Source organism: Nocardia spongicola (assembly GCF_047200775.1).
GTDB lineage: Bacteria > Actinomycetota > Actinomycetes > Mycobacteriales > Mycobacteriaceae > Nocardia.
This window is the reverse complement of sequence record NZ_JBJZOO010000007.1, coordinates 213,525-231,622: the sequence shown is the minus strand read 5'-3', so window position 1 is coordinate 231,622 and position 18,098 is coordinate 213,525. Positions and strand designations below refer to the sequence as shown.

Here is an 18,098-nt window from a genome sequence, read left to right as displayed (position 1 = left end):
CACGATAGGGGACCCAGCTACTGGGTCCCCTATCGGCATTTCGACATGGTATTGAAATACTTACGCTGAAGAAGATTCTTACGCGAATACCCCACCATCGGTGCTCGATCGAATGCGCCGATCTCTTGTCAAATCCAGAAAGGGAACACCGTGCCGGAACAGAACGACGATCGGAAACCCTTCCGGCGTGGCGCTCCCGGCTCCGAGCCCGGTCGGCGTGGCGACAATCAAGACATGAGTCGCCGAGGTGGTGGGTTCAACCGCCGTTCCGATTCGCGAGCCGATTCCCAAGAGCGTGACGGGTTCGCTCGCCGCGGCGGATCCGATGGCCATGATCCACGGCACAGCTCCTCCGAGCGCGGAGGGTTCAGACGCCAGGGATCCGGTGGCCGTGGCGATAACGCGGATTCGGGTAACGGTGCTCGCGGCGATGCATCCGCGCGCGGTGGCTTCGAGCGCCGGGGTGATTCCACCGGTCGTGGTGGCCGAGGCGCGGGTGATCGTGGTGGTTTCAAGCGCCGAGGCGGTGGTGACGGAGTGCAGCGCGAGGCGTCGACGGAGGATTTCCGTACGCAGCGTGAGCAGGGAAGACGTGGCGGGTTCGGACCACGCGGTGCCGCCGATTCCGGTATCGGCCCTCGGCGCGGTGAGCCGGGCCGTACCGAGCGAACCTCGGGTGCGGATGTCCCGCATGATCGCCGTCGAGGCGGTGAAGGGGCACGAACAGGTAGTGGGCGTTCACTCGACCGGCGCCCCGCGCGCCCGGAGGAACCGGATTTACCGGAAGAGGTGCAGGCCACCGATCTGGACTCGGTGGTACGCCGCGACCTGCTCAGTTTGGACAAAGGTAATGCGGAGACAGTCGCTCGCCACCTTGTGATGGCCGTGCGGCTCATCGACGATGATCCTGGACTGGCTCTCGCGCATGCCAGGGCCGCCAGGCAGCGCGCCGGACGGATCGCCGTGGTTCGCGAGACCGCGGGGGTGGTGGCCTATCACGCCGGCGAATGGGCCGAGGCATTGGCGGAGCTACGGACCGCGCGACGGATGTCGGGCGGCTCCGGCCTACTGGCTGTGATGGCCGACTGTGAACGCGGTCTCGGACGCCCCGAACGCGCGATCGAACTCGGACGTGGTGATGAGGCGCGTGCACTGCAGGGGGACGAGGCCACCGAACTGCGCATCGTCATCGCGGGTGCGCGCATGGACCTCGGCCAATACGACCAAGCTGTCGTAACGCTGCAGACTTCGGATCTCGATCCCGCTCGTACCGGTTCGACCGCGGCTCGCCTCTTCTACGCCTATGCTGACGCCTTGGTCGCCGCCGGTCGTACCGATGAGGGTCTGACTTGGTTCTTCAACGCAGCGGCGGCGGACCTGGACGGTGAGACGGATGCCGAAGAGCGCGCCACCGAACTCACGGGTGAAACCGGGGAGTAGCCGGTAGTCCGGGGCAGGCATCGGGTTTCCCGCGGATGTCGAGCGCGCAGACCCCTGTCGATGCTTGTGTCCCACGGTGGATGTCCGACTGGCGTAGTGTTCGGGTGTCTCGGATTCGTCGAGCGCTTGCATCGCCGGGTCCTTGGGAGATGTGCGTCGGCATCGCGTCGGCCGTGACACAGAGTGGGAGTTGTGTGAAGCGACTACGGGATCACTACCGGGCCCTGCTGTTGGATCTGGACGGCACGCTGTATCGCGGCCACGAGGTGATCGATGGTGCGCCGGAGGCGGTATCCACGGTAGGGGACACTACGCAGCGGGTGGTCTATGTTACGAACAACGCCAGCCGCGGGCCCGGCGTTGTGGCCTCGCATCTGACCGAACTCGGCTTCGCCGCGACTACCGATGATGTGGTGACCAGTGCGCAGGCAGCGGCGCGCCTGCTGGCCGAACGGCTCGATCAGGGAGCCCAGGTGCTGGTCGTCGGTACCGACGACCTTGCCGCTGAAGTGGACGCGGTCGGGTTGCGGTCGATCCGTCGCTTCGACGGCACCATGCCCGCCGCTGTGGTGCAAGGACATTCACCCCTGACCGCTTGGCCGGATCTGGCCGAAGCCGCCTACGCGCTGCGCTCCGACGCTTTGTGGGTCGCGGCGAACACCGACAAGACGTTGCCGAACGAACGTGGTCTCGCGCCGGGAAACGGTGCGATGGTCGCCGCGCTGTGTGCCGCATCCGACCGTAGGCCGATCGTCGCGGGTAAGCCGTATGCTCCCCTACTGGAGGATGCGCTGGTCCGGGCGAATTCCCGGAGTGCCTTGGTGGTCGGTGACCGGCTCGACACCGATATCGAGGGCGCATCCAGGGTCGGCCTCGACGCATTGCTGGTATTGACGGGTGTCAGCACTCTCGAGGAGCTGCGCACCGCTCCTGATGAGCAGCTCCCCACCTATGTTTCTCGCTCGCTGCAGGCGCTCAATCACGCGCCCGTCGCTGCCGAGCCGGACGTCGACCTCGGTGAGATGCTCCGGCGTAACCCTGGGCGAGCGGTACGGGTACGCGCGTCCAGTTCGGCGATCCGATAGCGTTGATATCACGATGACTACTCCTATGTCCCGTCCGAACGGCCCCGGAACGTCTACCGGTACACGCGAGTCCCACTCGGGGATCCCGCTGCCCGGTCAGCATCTGTCGGGGGTACAAGGGCATCCGGAGCCGGCTGATCCGGATCGCATCCGTAGCGAGGTGGCGGCCCTGCTTGCCGAAATGGATAGCCTCCAGAGCGGGGCGGTCTCCGCGGAGTCCGGTGTCGATATCACTCGGCGCGCGCGCGTCCTGGAGCAGGCGCATGAGGTGCTCGTGCAGGCACTGGCCACGGTGGACAAGATCTGACGTGGCCAGACGTGCGCGGGTGGACGCAGAATTGGTTCGCCGCGGATTGGCGAGATCGCGTGAGCACGCGGTCGAGCTGATCGGTGCGGGCCGCGTCCTGATAGCTGGATCGGTCGCGGTGAAGGCGGCGACTGCCGTCGAGGCGGGTACACCGTTGGTGGTGCGCGCGGAACCGGATGAGGTCTCTTGGGCCTCGCGCGGGGCGCATAAACTCTTGGGCGCGCTGGAGCGTTTCGAGGCCGAGGGGTTGTCCGTCGCGGATAAACGTTGTCTGGACGCTGGCGCCTCGACCGGAGGGTTCACCGATGTGCTGCTGGTACGCGGAGCGCGGGAAGTAGTAGCCGTCGATGTCGGTTATGGTCAGCTGGTCTGGCGGCTGCGCAACGACGAACGAGTGCGGGTCTTCGATCGCACCAATGTGCGCGCCCTGACGCCGGAAACGATCGGTGGTGCGGTCGACCTGGTGGTAGGGGACCTGTCCTTCATCTCACTCGGGTTGGTGCTGCCAGCACTGGCGGCATGCGCCGCACCGGGTGCGGACTTGCTGCCGATGGTGAAACCGCAGTTCGAGGTCGGCAAACAGCGGGTAGGCTCTGGAGGAGTGGTACGCGATCCCGCGTTGCGAGCCGAAGCGGTGTGCGCGGTCGCTGCGGCGGCCGCGGATGTGGGTATGCGTACTGTGGGGGTAGTGGCGAGCCCGTTACCCGGCCCGTCCGGCAATGTCGAGTATTTCTTGTGGCTGCGCAATACCGGGCGGTTCGAATACGACGGTGAGCGGGTCGCGGTGCTTGTCGATCGGGCGGTTGAGGAGGGTCCACAGTGAACGCGCCCGCACAGTCCTGTGGCCGGGAGATCCTGCTGGTATCTCATCCGGGGCGGGCGGAGATCATCGAGACCGCGCACCGGGTGGCGAAGATTTTCGCGGATGCGGGTATCGGCCTGCGCGTGCTCGCCGACGAGGCGGGTAGTACTCGATTCGAGGCCGAGCCGGGCGGCTATCCCGTGCGGGTGGTCGAGTACGGTCCGGAGGCCGCGGTCGGCTGCGAGATGGTGCTTGTGCTCGGTGGGGACGGTACCTTCCTGCGCGCCGCCGAATTGGCGCGGCCCGCGGCGGTACCGGTGCTCGGGATCAACCTCGGCCGCATCGGGTTCCTCACCGAAGCCGAGGCCGAAAACCTGGACGAGGCGCTTGCGCAAGTAGTGCGGCACGACTACACGATCGAGCATCGGATGACGATCGACTTCACGGTCAGAACCGAAGACGAGGTGATCGCGCACGAGTGGGCGTTGAACGAGGCGAGCATCGAAAACGCTTCGCGTACGGGAGTGCTGGAAGTAGTGCTCGAGGTCGATGGCAGGCCGGTATCGGCATTCGGATGCGACGGTATTCTGATCTCGACGCCAACCGGATCGACTGCCTATGCCTTTTCCGCGGGTGGCCCGGTAGTATGGCCGGAACTCGAAGCGCTGCTGGTGATTCCGAGCAATGCCCACGCTCTCTTCGCCAGGCCACTTGTGACCAGCCCGAATTCGCGGGTCGCGGTGGAAGCTGTGGCGACCGGACATGATGCGATAGTTTTCCTGGATGGCAGGCGTTCACTCGTGCTGCCCAAAGGTGGCCGGGTGGAGGCGGTCCGGGGCGCTGAACCGGTGCGTTGGGTGCGGTTGGACTCCGCACCGTTCGCCGATCGGATGGTGCGCAAGTTCCAATTGCCCGTGACCGGCTGGCGTGGCCGACGGCGAATGGAGAGCACACGTGCTGACAGAGATCAGGATTGACGGCCTCGGCGTCATCTCTACAGCGACTGCGCAGTTCCACACGGGGCTGACCTGTTTGACCGGTGAAACCGGTGCGGGCAAGACCATGGTGGTCACCAGCCTGCATTTGCTCAGCGGTGCGCGCGCGGACGCGGGCCGGGTTCGGCTCGGTGCCTCTCGCGCTGTGGTGGAGGGCCGGTTCACGGTCGAGGATGCCAATGACATCGCTCGTGCTGAAGTCGACCAGGTGCTGGAAGCCGCCGCGGCCGAACGAGACGATGACGGCAGCATCATCGCGATCCGCACGGTCGGCGGTGACGGACGCTCCCGTGCGCACCTCGGCGGTCGCGGGGTACCGGCTTCGGTGCTCGCCGATTTCACCGCACCATTGTTGACCGTGCACGGGCAGAACGATCAGTTGCGCCTGCAGCGTCCGGAACAGCAGTTGTCCGCATTGGACCGGTTCGCCGCCGATACTGTGCACCCGCTGCTGCGGAGATACCGACAGCAGCGTCGAGCGTGGCTCGACGCCAGGGCGAAACTGCTCGAACGCGCATCGCGCGGCAGGGAACTGGCGTTGGAGGCCGACCGGCTCAAACACTCGCTGAACGAAATCGACGCCATCGCACCGGAACCTGGTGAAGATATCCGCATCGTCGAGGAGGTGCGCAGGCTCAGCGATCTGGATTCGCTACGTGCCGCGGCGGCCACCGCGCACGATGCGCTGGCCGGACCGGCCGATGCCCCGGAAGACAGTTCCGGGGCACTGGAATCGCTCGGTGTCGCGCGCGCCCGTATCGAAGCGGCCGACGACCCTGCCCTGGCCGCCCTCACACCGCGTTTGGCCGACGCCATCGCCGTCGTGGTCGATGTGACCGCGGACTTGAGTAGCTATCTGTCGGACCTGCCTTCGGATCCGGGGGCGTTGGACACATTGCTCACCCGGCAAGCCGAACTGAAGACACTGACCCGTAAGTACGCACCCGATATCGATGGTGTGCTGGCCTGGGCACAGGAAGCGCGTTCCCGGCTCGGTTCGCTCGATGTTTCCGAGGAGGCGCTGGCCGAGCTGGCCGCTGAGGTGGATGCAGCCGCCGAGCGGGTGCGGGGATCGGCGCAGAAGCTGAGTGCCGCGCGGATGAAGGCGGCGGGCAGGTTGGCGGCCGCGGTGAGCGCCGAGCTGAGTGGTCTGGCGATGGGCAAGGCTCGGCTCCAGGTCGAGGTGCGGCAGTTGCGGGCGGGCCCGCAGGATTCGGCGCCGCTCGTTGTCGACGGACAAGAGCTGCACGCGGGTCCCTCGGGGATCGATGAGGTCGAGTTCCGCCTGTCAGCGCATTCGGGCGCGCAGTCGTTGCCTTTGGGCAAGAGTGCTTCCGGTGGTGAGCTGTCACGGGTGATGTTGGCGCTCGAGGTGGTGCTCGCCGGTTCCGATCATGGAGCGACCATGGTGTTCGATGAGGTCGATGCCGGTGTCGGGGGCAGGGCCGCGGTCGAGATCGGCCGCAGGTTGGCCCGGTTGGCCCGCACCCATCAGGTCATCGTGGTGACGCATCTGCCGCAAGTCGCCGCGTTCGCCGATACCCACCTCGTGGTCGACAAGTCCGATGACGGGAAGGGCGCGGTCGACAGTCGTGTCCGGACGCTCACCAACGATGAGCGGGTCGTCGAGCTGGCCCGCATGCTGGCCGGCCTCGATGACACCGAGACCGGCCGGGCGCACGCGGAGGAACTGTTGGCCACAGCGCGGGCGGAGAAAGCGGGCGCCGAGGTGACGGCGCGCTGAGCGTGCCGCTCAGCGCACCGCTTTCCGCACACCTTTGAGGAATTGGCCGATCAGATTCTTCAGGCCGAGCTCGAGCACTTTAGCGGGCACGGGAAGTTTGGGGTCGGATTCCATGGTGTAGGAGACCTGGGTGCCGTTGTCGGCATCGGCGAAGGTGACGATGCCGACATGCCGCTTCACCGGTGCGCCCTTGACGATCTTGTATTCCATCCGTTCGCCCGGTACCAGCTTGGTGATCTCCTCGGTGACGCCGACCGGGCCGATACCGATCAGGTGCTGTGCGCCGACGCCCTCCCGTTCGGTCGTACCGGGCTTGGTCAGCTTGACCTGGAACGACACATAGGGGCTTATGCTCTCGCGGTCGGCGAAAAGCCGGTACACGACCTCGCGAGGGGCCGGGATGACGGTGTCGACGGTGGTGCTGGCCATGAGATCTCCTCTTCGAATTACTGTGACGGGCAGCATATAGGTACCCGTCCCTTTCGATGATCATGTAGTACTCATCACGGTCGCATCGGTTCTGCTGTGCCGGCTCTGCGTGTCGCGTCGGCTCGGCATGTTGTGCCGGCTCCGTGGTGTTCAGGCGAGCTCCTCGGCCAGGGTGGCGACAGCTGTCGATAGCTGCTCGGTTGCTTTATCCGCTACCGACTGCAATGCCAGGTGATCGGCGCCCTGGGTCAGTAGTTGTGGATTCATCGCCTCGATATGGATCGTGGTGGGGTTGTCGGGGTCTGCGCGGACGACCACATTGCAGGGGAGCAGTACGCCGATCTGCTTATCCGCGCCGAGCGCCGCATGGGCCAGCGCGGGATTGCAGGCACCGAGGATGAGATAGTGCTCCATGGTCGCGCCGAGCTTCTGGCGCAGGGTTTCTTGTACGTCTATTTCGGTCAGCACGCCGAAGCCGTGTTCCCGCAGTACTTCCCGGGTGCGCCCGGCGACCGTATCGAAATCGGCGTGTGTCGCGGTGGTGGCGATGGCGATGGGCATATCGGGTCCTCTCGGGGGCGGGGTCGCCTCGGTTCTGGTAACCGTGGCTGTGGGGGTGAGCTGCTCACGAAAGATAGCCGATTATTTGCTATATGGTGAATGGGAACTCGGAATGTCATGGGTGAGGAATGATGAGCGGCTTCCGCTGGGTGCTGCGCCGTTCCCACGCTCCGCTGATTGCGGTTGTGTCGCAGGCCGGACGGTATCCATGCCGGTGCATCGCAATGCTGGTGCCGGGATAACGGCGCGCCTCCACCGATGGTTGAGAGTTTGCGGTCATCATCGGCGCCATGAAGATGTCGGCGCTGTTGTCGAGGAACACCGAAACGCTGCCCGGTTTGGCCGGCACAGCCAGGGTGGATCGCAACACCCGGCGGCTGCTCGGGCGGATCGGCCCTGGCGACATCGTGGTCCTCGACGAGATGGACCTCGACCGGATGACCGCTGATCGTCTGGTAGAAGCCGGGGTGGGTGCGGTGATCAACACCTCACCGTCCATTTCCGGCCGCTATCCGAATCTGGGACCGGAAGCGCTTGTGGCCAATGGAATCCTCTTATTGGACACAGTGAGCTCGGACGCGTTCAGCAAGATCAAGGACGGCGTCAAGGTCCGGATCGACGACGGTGTGGTCTACACCGACAAGCGGATCAAGAAGGGGTCGGAGGTACTGGTCGAAGGCATTGTGCTCACCCGCTCGGCCATCGCGGAGCGGATGCTGGAGGCGCGTAATGGTTTGGCCGATCATCTCGAAGCGTTCGCCGGTAACACCATCGAGTACATCCGCATGGAGAACGCTCTGCTCATCGATGGTTTCGGGGTGCCGGAGCTGGAATTGGCCATGCAGCAAAGGCATGTCGTCGTTGTCGCCGACGGCCCGGATCATGTCGAGGATCTGCAGCGGATCAAGCCGTTCATCAAGGAGTACGCTCCGATCCTCATCGGCGTCGGTCGTGGCGCGGACACCTTGCGGAGGCGGGGTTATCGGCCCGACCTCATCGTCGGTGATCCGGAGGAGATCACCGCGGCGACCATGAAGTGCGGCGCTGAGGTCATCTTGCCCGCCGATACCGATGGTTATGCCAAGGGACTGGAGCGCATCCAAGATCTCGGTATCGGCGCGACGACCTTCCCCTCGTCGGGTTCGGCCGCCGATCTGGCACTACTGCTCGCCGACCATCACGGCGCGGCGCTTATCGTCACCGTCGGCGCGCCTGCCTCGCTCGACGATTTCTTCGACCGTGGCCGTCGCGATAGTAATCCGGCCACTTTTCTCACCCGGCTCAAGGTCGGTACCAAACTGGTGGATGCGAAAGCCGTGGCCACGCTGTATCGCAGCCGGGTATCCGGGATCATCATCGCGCTGGTGGTACTCGCCGCGCTGGCCGCGCTGATCGTCGTGCTGTTGGTATCCAACCGAGGCGGGGATGCCATGGACTGGGCCACGGGCCTCTGGGATCGTTTCGCGCTCTGGGCGCAGCAGCGAACCGCCTCGTGAGCAAGAACGCAGCGAGAACGATGATCCAGGGAGAGCGATGATATCGATGCGTCAGCACGCCATCTCGATCGCCGCGATCTTCCTCGCGCTCGCGCTCGGTGTGGTGCTCGGCTCACAGACACTGGGGGCCGAGCTGACGTCAGGGCTGCGGGCGGACAAGACCGGTCTGCGTCAGCAGGTCGATACGCTCACCGAACGCAACCGGCAGCTCGGAGGTCAGCTCATGGCCGCCGACCAGTTCATCGCTGGGGCGGCGGGTCGCATTCTCGCCGGTGCTCTCACCGAGCGCAGCGTCATCGTGTTCACGACTCCCGACGCCGACCCCGCCGACGCCGAAGCGGTGATCAAGTCGCTCGGGACCGCCGGCGCGGTCGTTACCGGCAGGATCGCGCTCACCGATGCGTTCGCTGATGCCACCGAGGGCGATCGGCTGCGCACCACAGTCACGAATGTGATCCCGGCGGGGGCGCAACTGCGTACCGGTGCGGTCGACCAGGGCAGCATGGCAGGTGATCTGCTCGGTCTGGTCCTGCTGCTCGACCCGGCCGATGGGCAAACTCGGGGCACACCGCAGGAACTCGGGCTGGTGCTGGAGACCCTGCGTGGTGGCGGATTCCTTGCCTACGGTGACACCATGGTGTCACCGGCGCAGCTGGCCGTGGTGGTCACCGGAAATTCCGCTGAAGCGGGTGATCGCGGTGTCGGTGCGAATATCGCCCGTTTCGCCGGGGCCCTGCGTTGGCATGGGGCCGGTGTGGTCCTCGCGGGTCGGACCGGCGCTGCGGAGGAGGGCGGGCCGATCGCCGTCATCCGCACCGACGCCGCCCTTGCCGCCCAGGTCAGCACCGTCGACAATGTAGAACGCGATATCGGTCGTGTCACCGCTGTCCTTGCCCTCGCCGAACAACTCGCCGGCGGCGCGGGCCGTTATGGCACCGGCGCCAAAGCCACCGCGCTCACCTTGGCCGCGTTGCCGGGCTGACCGTGGATCGGTTTTCGGTCACCCGGTCCATATCCGTTCGATCCGTGTTCGCTTCGATCCACGTCCACCCGATCCGTACCTGTCCGATTCGTGTCCGCCCGATCCGTGTATGTCCTGATTCATGTCCGCGTGATCGGCGGGCAAACATCCCGGCATTCGAACGGACGGGCGGATTCGTGTTACCGTGAAGACCCGTGGGTCAAACACGGATTCAGGCGCGAACGGACACGAAGCATATCTTCGTCAGCGGCGGGGTCGCCTCCTCATTGGGTAAAGGTCTCACCGCATCCAGCCTCGGTCAGCTACTGACAGCGCGTGGGCTGCGCGTCACGATGCAGAAACTCGACCCCTACTTGAATGTCGATCCCGGCACCATGAACCCCTTCCAGCACGGTGAGGTATTCGTGACCGAGGATGGCGCGGAGACCGATCTCGACGTCGGCCATTACGAGCGTTTTCTCGACCGGGAGCTGTCTCGGGACGCGAATGTGACTACCGGGCAGGTCTATTCGTCGGTGATCGCCAAGGAGCGCCGCGGCGAGTATCTCGGCGATACGGTGCAGGTGATCCCGCATATCACCGACGAGATCAAGAACCGGATCCTCGCGATGCGTGGTCCGGATCTGCAGGGACAGACACCTGATGTGGTGATCACCGAGATCGGTGGCACCGTCGGTGACATCGAGTCGCAGCCGTTCCTGGAGGCGGCTCGGCAGATCCGTCACGATGTCGGCCGGGACAACGTGTTCTTCCTGCACGTATCGCTGGTGCCCTATCTGGCCCCTTCCGGCGAATTGAAGACCAAGCCGACCCAGCATTCGGTGGCCGCGCTGCGTAACATCGGTATCCAGCCCGACGCGCTGATCCTGCGTTGCGACCGGGAGGTCCCGCAGACGCTGAAGAGCAAGATCGCCCTGATGTGCGATGTCGAGGTCGATGCCTGTATCTCCACTCCGGACGCCCCGTCGATCTACGACATCCCCAAGGTGCTGCACCGGGAGGGCCTTGACGCCTATGTGGTTCGTCGGCTCGGCCTGCCGTTCCGTGATGTGGACTGGACCGTATGGGGCGACCTGCTCGATCGGGTGCACTCACCGCGCGAGACGGTCGAGGTCGCGCTGGTCGGCAAGTATGTCGACCTGCCCGACGCATACCTCTCGGTTACCGAGGCGCTGCGGGCGGGCGGGTTCGCCGCGCGCGCCAAAGTACATATCCGCTGGGTTCCCTCCGACGAGTGCGAGACCCCTTCCGGTGCCCAGCACGCATTGCGTGATGTGGATGCCGTGCTGATTCCCGGTGGATTCGGTATCCGCGGCATCGAGGGCAAAGTCGGCGCGATCCATTACGCCCGTACCCGTGGTATCCCGCTGCTCGGCTTGTGCCTCGGTTTGCAGTGTGTGGTGATCGAGGCCGCGCGCTCGGTGGGCCTGGTAGCGGCCAACTCGGCCGAATTCGAACCCGATACCCCGCATCCGGTCATCTCCACCATGGCCGACCAGGAGCAGGCGGTGGCCGGTGAAGCCGATCTCGGCGGCACGATGCGGCTCGGAGCTTATCCCGCGACGCTGGCGAAGGGTTCGGTCGTGGCCAGGGCATACGGCAGTGAGCATGTCTCCGAGCGGCACCGGCACCGGTACGAGGTGAACAACGCCTATCGCGACAAGATCGCCAAGAGCGGTTTGCGGTTCAGTGGCACCTCGCCCGACGGTCATCTGGTGGAGTTCGTCGAACTGCCTGCCGAGACGCATCCGTTCTTCGTCGCCACCCAGGCCCACCCCGAGTTGAAGAGCCGCCCGACCCGCCCACATCCGCTGTTCGCGGCGCTGATCTCCGCGGCACTGAAATACAAGGCAGCCGAACAACTTCCGGTTGATATCTCCGGTGGTGAACTCGCGGGCACCGCGGAACAGGTATAACTGCGTGAGCGGGTCGGGCCCGGAGGCGGCGGCGTAGCGTGACCACGGAGGGGTCCCGCTCATGCCAGGAATGTCACGGCGTGAGCGGTCGGGCCCGGAGGCGGCAACGCAGTGCGGCTATGGCGGGCCCCGCTCATGCCAGAGAGGTGAGAGCATGACCGACAGGGGCGCTGCCGAGCCGGGCAGCCACGAATTCGGGGTCGTATCCAGCGAAACCGTTTACAGCGGCGCCATTGTGGCGTTGCGGCTGGATCAGGTATCGATGCCGGGCGGGCGAATCGCCGAGCGTGAGGTGATCGAGCATCACGGCGCCGTCGCCGTTGCCGCGGTCGATGCCGACGACAATCTGGTACTGATCAATCAGTACCGCCACCCGATCGGTAGGCGTCTGCTCGAGCTGCCCGCGGGTCTGCTGGATCTACCCGGCGAGGACCCGCTCCTGGCGGCGCAGCGCGAATTGGCCGAAGAAACCGGGTTGGCCGCACGGGAATGGTCGGTGCTGGTGGATGTGGTGCTGTCGCCCGGTTTCACGGACGAGGCACTGCGAGTCTATCTGGCTCGGGAGCTGTCCGAGACCGACCGGCCCGAGCCGGAATTGGAGGAGGCCGATCTCGAAGTGGTCCGGATGCCGGTCGCCGCGGCTGTCCGGGCAGCGCTGTCCGGGGAACTGGTCAATGCCACTGCGGTCGCGGGTGTGCTCGCGGTGGCAGCCGCGCGGGCCGGTGATATCGCGCTGCGGCCACCGCATGCGCCCTGGTCCGGACAGCCAACCGCTTTCCTGAGCCGTAAGGCAGCACGGCAGCCCGAAGGCTGATCGCCGTTGCTCGCCCGTGAGCTCGATGCCTACCTCGACCATCTCGCGGTCGAGCGCGCCGTCGCGGCCAACACCCTCGGTGCCTATCGGCGTGATCTCGGTCGCTACTTCGATTTCCTGACCGGGCGTGGGATCGGTTCGCTCGAACAGGTCGGCGAATCCGATGTGGCGGAGTTCACCGCGGCGCTGCGCACCGGGAGCGACCGGCATCCACCGTTGGCGGCGAGTTCGGCGGCCCGCGCCTTGATCGCGGTGCGCGGATGGCATCGCTTCGCCGCGGCGGAGGGATGGGCGGGCACCGATGTGGCGCACGCTGTCAAGCCGCCTGCGCCTGGGCGCAGGCTGCCCAAGGCGCTGCCCTATGACCAAGTGTTGAAGTTGCTGGCGGCGGCGGGTGGTGAGCCTGTGGATGACCAGGATTGCGTGGCAGCCGGAGACGGGCGACCGCGGGTGCTGCGGGACCGGGCGCTGCTGGAGATGTTGTATTCCACCGGTGCCAGGATCTCGGAAATGGTTGGGGCGGATCTGGACGATATCGATACCGGGGAACGAACCGTCATCCTGCGCGGTAAAGGTGGCGCACAGCGGTTGGTGCCGATCGGACGTCCCGCGCTCGCCGCTGTCGATGCTTATCTGGTGCGGGGTCGTCCCGCGCTCGCGGTACGGGGAAAGGGCAATGCCGGGGCACTGTTCCTCAACGCCCGCGGTACCCGCCTGTCCAGGCAGAGCGGATGGCAGGTGCTGCAGAATGCGGCTGCCCGCGCAGGCATCCCCGCAGTGTCGCCGCATACACTGCGCCATTCTTTCGCCACCCATCTGCTCGATGGTGGTGCCGATATCCGTGTGGTGCAGGAGTTACTCGGCCATGCGTCGGTGACCACTACGCAGGTCTATACCCTCGTCACGGTCAACACACTGCGCGAGGTCTGGGCCACTGCCCACCCGCGAGCCAGGTGAACCGGTCGATATACCATGCTGCGGGAACTCGGCGGGCTCGGTGCCGGATGCCAGGCTCTGAGAGCCGCGGCGCCGCACGTATAGCGCCGTCGACACGGTCGCACTGGCCGATTGTGCTGGCCCGGTCACGGTCCCGCCGGTATCGTGCTTGTTTCGGGGGCGGCGCGCAGCGTGCTCGGCTGAACAGGTACCGGGTATCGTCCGCCCTGGGTATTTCCGGTTCGGTGGATTTCCGGTCACTCGGTCGGATGATGGGAGGAGGACGGGGAGGCAGGGACGATATGTACCGACGGCTCGACCAGCATTTCGACGCGGGCCCGTGGTGGCGGCTGAACGGCGAGCTATGAACACGCCGAGCTATAGCGCGGTATCCGAGTGCCGTCAAGCGGTAGCGTCTATCGGGAGCCGAACCGTACGGAAGTGAGGTCGAGGCTTACCTCGGCTCAGCTACGCTCGGCGAGGCAGCGGGCAGAAACGTATAAGGAGCAGCGGATCGTGACGACAGCCGGTGCGGCAGAGCCACCATCGGGCGCTGGCGCGAAGCCGCCTACGGGTCGGTACTCGGAGGCCGCGGCGGAAGCGCTGTGGGGCGACGTGGAGCCGGTTCCGGAGGACGCGACGCTCGGCCCGACCGGACGACCGTTGCGGTTGGTGCCCGACCCACCGCCGCTCGATCGGCACGGCGATGCCTTGATCATCGCCATGTGCAATCAGAAGGGCGGGGTAGGCAAGACCACCTCCACCATCAACCTCGGTGCCGCACTGGCCGAATACGGTCGCCGGGTACTGCTCGTCGATCTGGATCCGCAGGGGGCGCTGTCGGCGGGCCTCGGCGTAGCCCATCACAGCCTCGAGTTGACGGTGCACAACCTGCTCATCGGCTCCAAGGTCTCCATCGACGATGTGCTGATGCCGACCCGGATCGAGAACTTGGATCTGCTGCCGAGCAATATCGATCTCTCCGCCGCCGAGATCCAGCTCGTCAACGAGGTAGGCCGGGAACAGACGCTCGGCCGGGCGCTGGCGCCGGTGCGCAACCGCTACGACTACATCCTCATCGACTGTCAGCCTTCGCTCGGTTTGCTCACGGTCAATGCCCTGGCCTGCTCGGACGGGGTGATCATCCCGATGGAGTGCGAGTACTTCTCCTTGCGTGGGCTCGCGCTGCTCAATGACACCGTGGAGAAGGTAAGGGACCGGCTCAACCCGCAATTGAGCCTGTACGGAATAGTGGTCACCATGTTCGACGCGCGGTTGCTGCATTCTCGTCAGGTCATGGCGCGAGTCGTCGAGGTATTCGGTGACCTGGTCTACGACACCGCGATCGCGCGGACCGTCCGTTTCCCCGATGCCAGCGTCGCGGGGGAGCCCATTACCACGTGGGCACCGAAATCCGGCGGTGCCGAAGCATATCGGTCGATGGCGCGGGAAGTCATCTACCGGTCGGGCCGGTGATCGGCCGAGACCACTCCGAGGCTGAGCCATCCGGTACCGAGTCATCCGGTACCGAGTCGTCAGGAACCCTGTCCGGCCAAGAGGATTCTCGGTCCGATGCGGCGCTACCGGACGCTCGTCCGCGCGCTGCCGGGGTGCCGGACGACTCGACGCGACCGCAATCCGAAAGTGTCGCGCCCTCGGCCGCTCCTGCCCTCGGCGATATGGCTGCCGCCTATATCGCCGCTGGTAGAGATGCGGTGTCACGGCGTACCTCGATGGTCGCCGCCGAGGGTTTCCCGACCGGCGCCGACCCGAAGACCGGCATCGCCGCCGTGCCGAACCGGGCACCCGCAGTCGACGAAGCAGCCACCCCGCAGCCTGTGGTGCCAGGAGCCCGCACCATCGCGGATCCGGACAATGTCCCTGAGCCCGCACCGGATCCCGCGGAATCCACACCATCGCGGGCGCGGGAACCCGAGCAGGAGACCGAGTCGCAGCAGTCCGGTTTCCGGTTGCGCCTGAGTAACTTCGAGGGCCCTTTCGATCTGCTGCTCACGTTGATCAGCTCACGCAAACTGGATGTCACCGAGGTGGCCCTGCACAAGGTCACCGACGAATTCATTGCCTATACCAGGGCACTGACCGCGAGTATGTCGCGGCAGAACACGATGCGGGCGGACAAGATTCTGGACCAGACCACCGAATTCCTGGTCGTGGCCGCTACCCTGCTGGATCTGAAGGCCGCGCGGCTGTTGCCGTCGGGGGAGATGACCGATGCCGAGGACCTCGAGTTACTCGAGGCGCGTGACCTGCTGTTCGCCCGGTTACTGCAGTACCGAGCATTCAAGCAGGTGGCCGAGTTGCTCGGCGAGCTGGAAGCTGCCGCGCTGCGACGCTATCCTCGCGCAGTCGGCCTGGAGGAGCGTTACGCCGAGCTGCTGCCCGAGGTTACCCTTGGGGTGGGGGCAGCCGAGTTCGCCGAGATAGCCGCTGCCGCCTTCCGGCCGCGCCCGGTGCCGAAGGTCGGGCTCGACCACTTGCACGCGCATCCGATTTCGGTGGCCGAGCAGGCGGCATTGGTACTGGAGTTGCTGGAGCAGCGTGGTGTCGGCGTATGGACCTCCTTCGGTGAGCTGGTCGCCGATTGTGAGGTTGCCATCCAGATCGTCGCCCGCTTCCTGGCTCTGCTCGAGCTGTACCGAGGTAAGACGATCGAGTTCGATCAGCCCGACCCGCTCGGTCCCTTGTCGGTCCGCCTGGTCGGCGCCGAGGCCGCCGGCCAGGCGGACACTCTTGCTATCGAGGAGGACTACGGGTGAGTGAGCCACGGCGAGGGACAGCGGTGAGAGAACTCCCCCCGCAACCACTACAGGACGCCGAATTACGTTCGGCGCTGGAGGCCATGCTGCTGGTCGTCGACACTCCGGCCCCGGCCGATCAGCTCGCGGCCGCACTCGACGACACCGTGGCGCGAGTGGAGAGCACACTGCGTGCGATGTCCGCCGAGTTGTCGGCCAGCTCCAGCGGTATAGACCTGCGTTTCGCAGGTGACGGCTGGCGCTTCTATACTCGCAGCGAGTATGCGCCGTATGTGGAACGGATGCTGCTCGACGGCTCCCGATCGAAACTGACCCGGGCGGCTTTGGAAACATTGGCGGTGGTGGCATACCGTCAGCCGGTGACAAGGACCAGGGTCGCAGCGGTGCGTGGCGTGAATGTCGACGGAGTGATGCGCACGCTGCTGGCCAGGGGACTGATCGCCGAGGCAGGCACCGACCCGGAGACGAACGGGACGCTCTACCGCACGACCGACTTGTTCCTGGAAAGGATCGGGCTCGCGTCGCTGAGCGATCTGCCGCCGCTGGCGCCTTTGCTTCCCGGCGTCGACCTGATCGACGAGATCAATGAGAGCCTGGAGACGGATCCCCGTTACACCAGGTTGAGGAAACCCGCCGAGGCCGATATAGACCTCGGTGCCGAAGAATGACAGGAAATGATGAATACGCCCGCTCGCCGAGATGGCACACCGGATCGTAGGAAACGCGCAGCTCAACCCAGTCGGGCCGGCGCAGGACGCACCGCGAGCACTCGTGACGCGCGCTCGGCGGGCCGGGGGACCGCCGCTCGTGGCACCACGCAGGATGATGCGAGCCGAGGCGCGCCGCAGCGCGGATCGGCCCGAGCTGCGAGTCCGCAGCGGTATGCGGCCCAGGCAGGCAAGAAGAAGGCCAAGCCGCAGCGATCGAGTGCGCAGCCTCCGCTGCTGAGCAATGCCAAACCCGCGCGTCATCAGAACGTGGCATCCGCCGAATCCGGCGGACACACCAAACTCCCCTGGGGGGAGGGGGAGCGGTTGCAGAAGGTTCTCGCCAAAGCGGGTGTCGCTTCGCGCCGCGTCGCCGAGGAATTGATCGCCCGAGGCCGTGTCGAGGTCGACGGCATGATCGTGCGCGAACAAGGGCTGCGTATCGACCCGCAACAGGCGGTGGTGCGGGTCGACGGCACCAGGGTGGTGGTCCGTGAGGAGTTGGTGCACGTCGCGCTCAACAAGCCCAAGGGCTGGCAGTCCACCATGTCCGACGATCTGGGCCGCCCTTGCGTCGGTGACATCGTGGCCGAGCGGGTCGCCGCGGGCCAACGGCTTTTCCACGTCGGAAGGCTCGATGCGGACACCGAGGGCCTGCTACTGCTGACCAACGACGGTGATCTCGCTCACCGGCTCATGCACCCGTCTTTCGAGGTGACCAAGACCTACCTGGCCACAGTGCACGGAGAAGTCCACCGCGGGGTCGGCAAACAGCTGAAGGCGGGCATCGAACTGGAGGACGGGCCTGCGAAGGTCGACAGTTTCCAGGTGCTGGAGCTGGGGGAAGGACGTTCTCTGGTCAAGGTGGTGTTGCACGAAGGGCGCAAACATATCGTGCGCCGCCTGCTGAGCGCGGTGGGGCATCCGGTCATCCGGCTGGTGCGGACGAATATCGGACCGGTCGCCCTCGGCGACCAGCGGCCGGGCACGTTGCGCGTGCTCGGTCGGAATGAAATCGGCAAACTCTACGAGGCGGTGTCGTTGTGAGCGGTGTGGGGATTTCGGTACAGACACCGGAGCGGTTGTCCGGTACCAGTCCGCTGGTAG

Annotated in this window: 17 protein-coding genes; 15 read left to right on the top strand and 2 right to left on the bottom strand. The window is 65.7% G+C overall.

Annotated elements, in window-relative coordinates; genetic code table 11:
- Positions 1 to 234: 234 nt before the first annotated feature.
- The 6 genes from ACL02S_RS16120 (at position 235) to recN (ending at position 6,373) form a co-directional block, all read left to right on the top strand.
- On the top strand, positions 235 to 1,440 hold the full coding sequence (locus ACL02S_RS16120) for a hypothetical protein (protein WP_412803227.1): 1,206 nt from the start codon (positions 235 to 237) through the stop codon (positions 1,438 to 1,440).
- A gap of 194 nt (positions 1,441 to 1,634) precedes the next feature.
- Positions 1,635 to 2,525, top strand: a complete 891-nt coding sequence (locus tag ACL02S_RS16115) for an HAD-IIA family hydrolase (RefSeq protein WP_412803226.1) — start codon at positions 1,635 to 1,637, stop codon at positions 2,523 to 2,525.
- 13 nt (positions 2,526 to 2,538) lie between these two features.
- Positions 2,539 to 2,832 carry a hypothetical protein gene (locus tag ACL02S_RS16110; protein ID WP_412803225.1) on the top strand — a complete coding sequence of 98 codons (294 nt, stop codon included), beginning with the start codon at positions 2,539 to 2,541 and terminating at the stop codon, positions 2,830 to 2,832.
- Position 2,833: 1 nt separating this feature from the next.
- Positions 2,834 to 3,655 carry a TlyA family RNA methyltransferase gene (locus ACL02S_RS16105; protein WP_412803224.1) on the top strand — a complete coding sequence of 274 codons (822 nt, stop codon included), beginning with the start codon at positions 2,834 to 2,836 and terminating at the stop codon, positions 3,653 to 3,655.
- Positions 3,652 to 4,611, top strand: coding sequence for an NAD kinase (locus tag ACL02S_RS16100; RefSeq protein ID WP_412803223.1), 960 nt, complete (start codon positions 3,652 to 3,654; stop codon positions 4,609 to 4,611). Before ACL02S_RS16105 ends, ACL02S_RS16100 begins: the two co-directional genes overlap by 4 nt.
- On the top strand, positions 4,589 to 6,373 hold the full coding sequence (gene recN, locus ACL02S_RS16095; RefSeq protein ID WP_412803222.1) for a DNA repair protein RecN: 1,785 nt from the start codon (positions 4,589 to 4,591) through the stop codon (positions 6,371 to 6,373). Before ACL02S_RS16100 ends, recN begins: the two co-directional genes overlap by 23 nt.
- Before the next feature lie 9 nt (positions 6,374 to 6,382).
- Here the strand turns inward: recN and ACL02S_RS16090 are convergent, their stop codons facing one another.
- Together ACL02S_RS16090 and ACL02S_RS16085 are read right to left on the bottom strand one after the other, a co-directional pair.
- Positions 6,383 to 6,802, bottom strand: a complete 420-nt coding sequence (locus ACL02S_RS16090; protein WP_412803221.1) for an SRPBCC family protein — start codon at positions 6,800 to 6,802, stop codon at positions 6,383 to 6,385.
- A gap of 150 nt (positions 6,803 to 6,952) precedes the next feature.
- Positions 6,953 to 7,363, bottom strand: coding sequence for a DUF302 domain-containing protein (locus ACL02S_RS16085; RefSeq protein ID WP_412803220.1), 411 nt, complete (start codon positions 7,361 to 7,363; stop codon positions 6,953 to 6,955).
- Between the two features lie 290 nt (positions 7,364 to 7,653).
- Between ACL02S_RS16085 and steA the strand changes: the two genes are divergently transcribed.
- From steA to ACL02S_RS16040, 9 genes are all read left to right on the top strand, one after another.
- Positions 7,654 to 8,859 (top strand): putative cytokinetic ring protein SteA, encoded by a 1,206-nt coding sequence (gene steA / locus ACL02S_RS16080; protein ID WP_412803219.1) that lies wholly within the window; start codon positions 7,654 to 7,656, stop codon positions 8,857 to 8,859.
- A gap of 37 nt (positions 8,860 to 8,896) precedes the next feature.
- Complete coding sequence (locus ACL02S_RS16075) at positions 8,897 to 9,841, top strand: copper transporter (RefSeq protein WP_412803218.1); 945 nt, start codon at positions 8,897 to 8,899, stop codon at positions 9,839 to 9,841.
- A 194-nt stretch (positions 9,842 to 10,035) separates the two neighbouring features.
- Positions 10,036 to 11,757, top strand: a complete 1,722-nt coding sequence (gene pyrG / locus ACL02S_RS16070; RefSeq protein ID WP_412803217.1) for a CTP synthase — start codon at positions 10,036 to 10,038, stop codon at positions 11,755 to 11,757.
- A gap of 154 nt (positions 11,758 to 11,911) precedes the next feature.
- The gene (locus ACL02S_RS16065) at positions 11,912 to 12,571 is read left to right on the top strand and encodes an NUDIX domain-containing protein (protein ID WP_412803216.1); all 660 of its coding nucleotides are present in this window, start codon (positions 11,912 to 11,914) and stop codon (positions 12,569 to 12,571) included.
- Between the two features lie 6 nt (positions 12,572 to 12,577).
- Positions 12,578 to 13,528: a site-specific tyrosine recombinase XerD gene (locus ACL02S_RS16060; RefSeq protein ID WP_412803215.1), complete on the top strand. Its 951-nt coding sequence runs from the start codon at positions 12,578 to 12,580 to the stop codon at positions 13,526 to 13,528.
- A 495-nt stretch (positions 13,529 to 14,023) separates the two neighbouring features.
- The gene (locus tag ACL02S_RS16055) at positions 14,024 to 14,983 is read left to right on the top strand and encodes a ParA family protein (protein WP_412803214.1); all 960 of its coding nucleotides are present in this window, start codon (positions 14,024 to 14,026) and stop codon (positions 14,981 to 14,983) included.
- Positions 14,984 to 15,366: 383 nt separating this feature from the next.
- Positions 15,367 to 16,284: a segregation and condensation protein A gene (locus ACL02S_RS16050; RefSeq protein ID WP_412803244.1), complete on the top strand. Its 918-nt coding sequence runs from the start codon at positions 15,367 to 15,369 to the stop codon at positions 16,282 to 16,284.
- Positions 16,281 to 16,952 (top strand): SMC-Scp complex subunit ScpB, encoded by a 672-nt coding sequence (gene scpB, locus ACL02S_RS16045; protein ID WP_412803213.1) that lies wholly within the window; start codon positions 16,281 to 16,283, stop codon positions 16,950 to 16,952. Before ACL02S_RS16050 ends, scpB begins: the two co-directional genes overlap by 4 nt.
- A gap of 9 nt (positions 16,953 to 16,961) precedes the next feature.
- A complete protein-coding gene (locus tag ACL02S_RS16040; protein WP_412803243.1) occupies positions 16,962 to 18,038 on the top strand; it encodes a pseudouridine synthase in 1,077 nt (358 codons plus the stop codon).
- Positions 18,039 to 18,098: the final 60 nt, after the last annotated feature.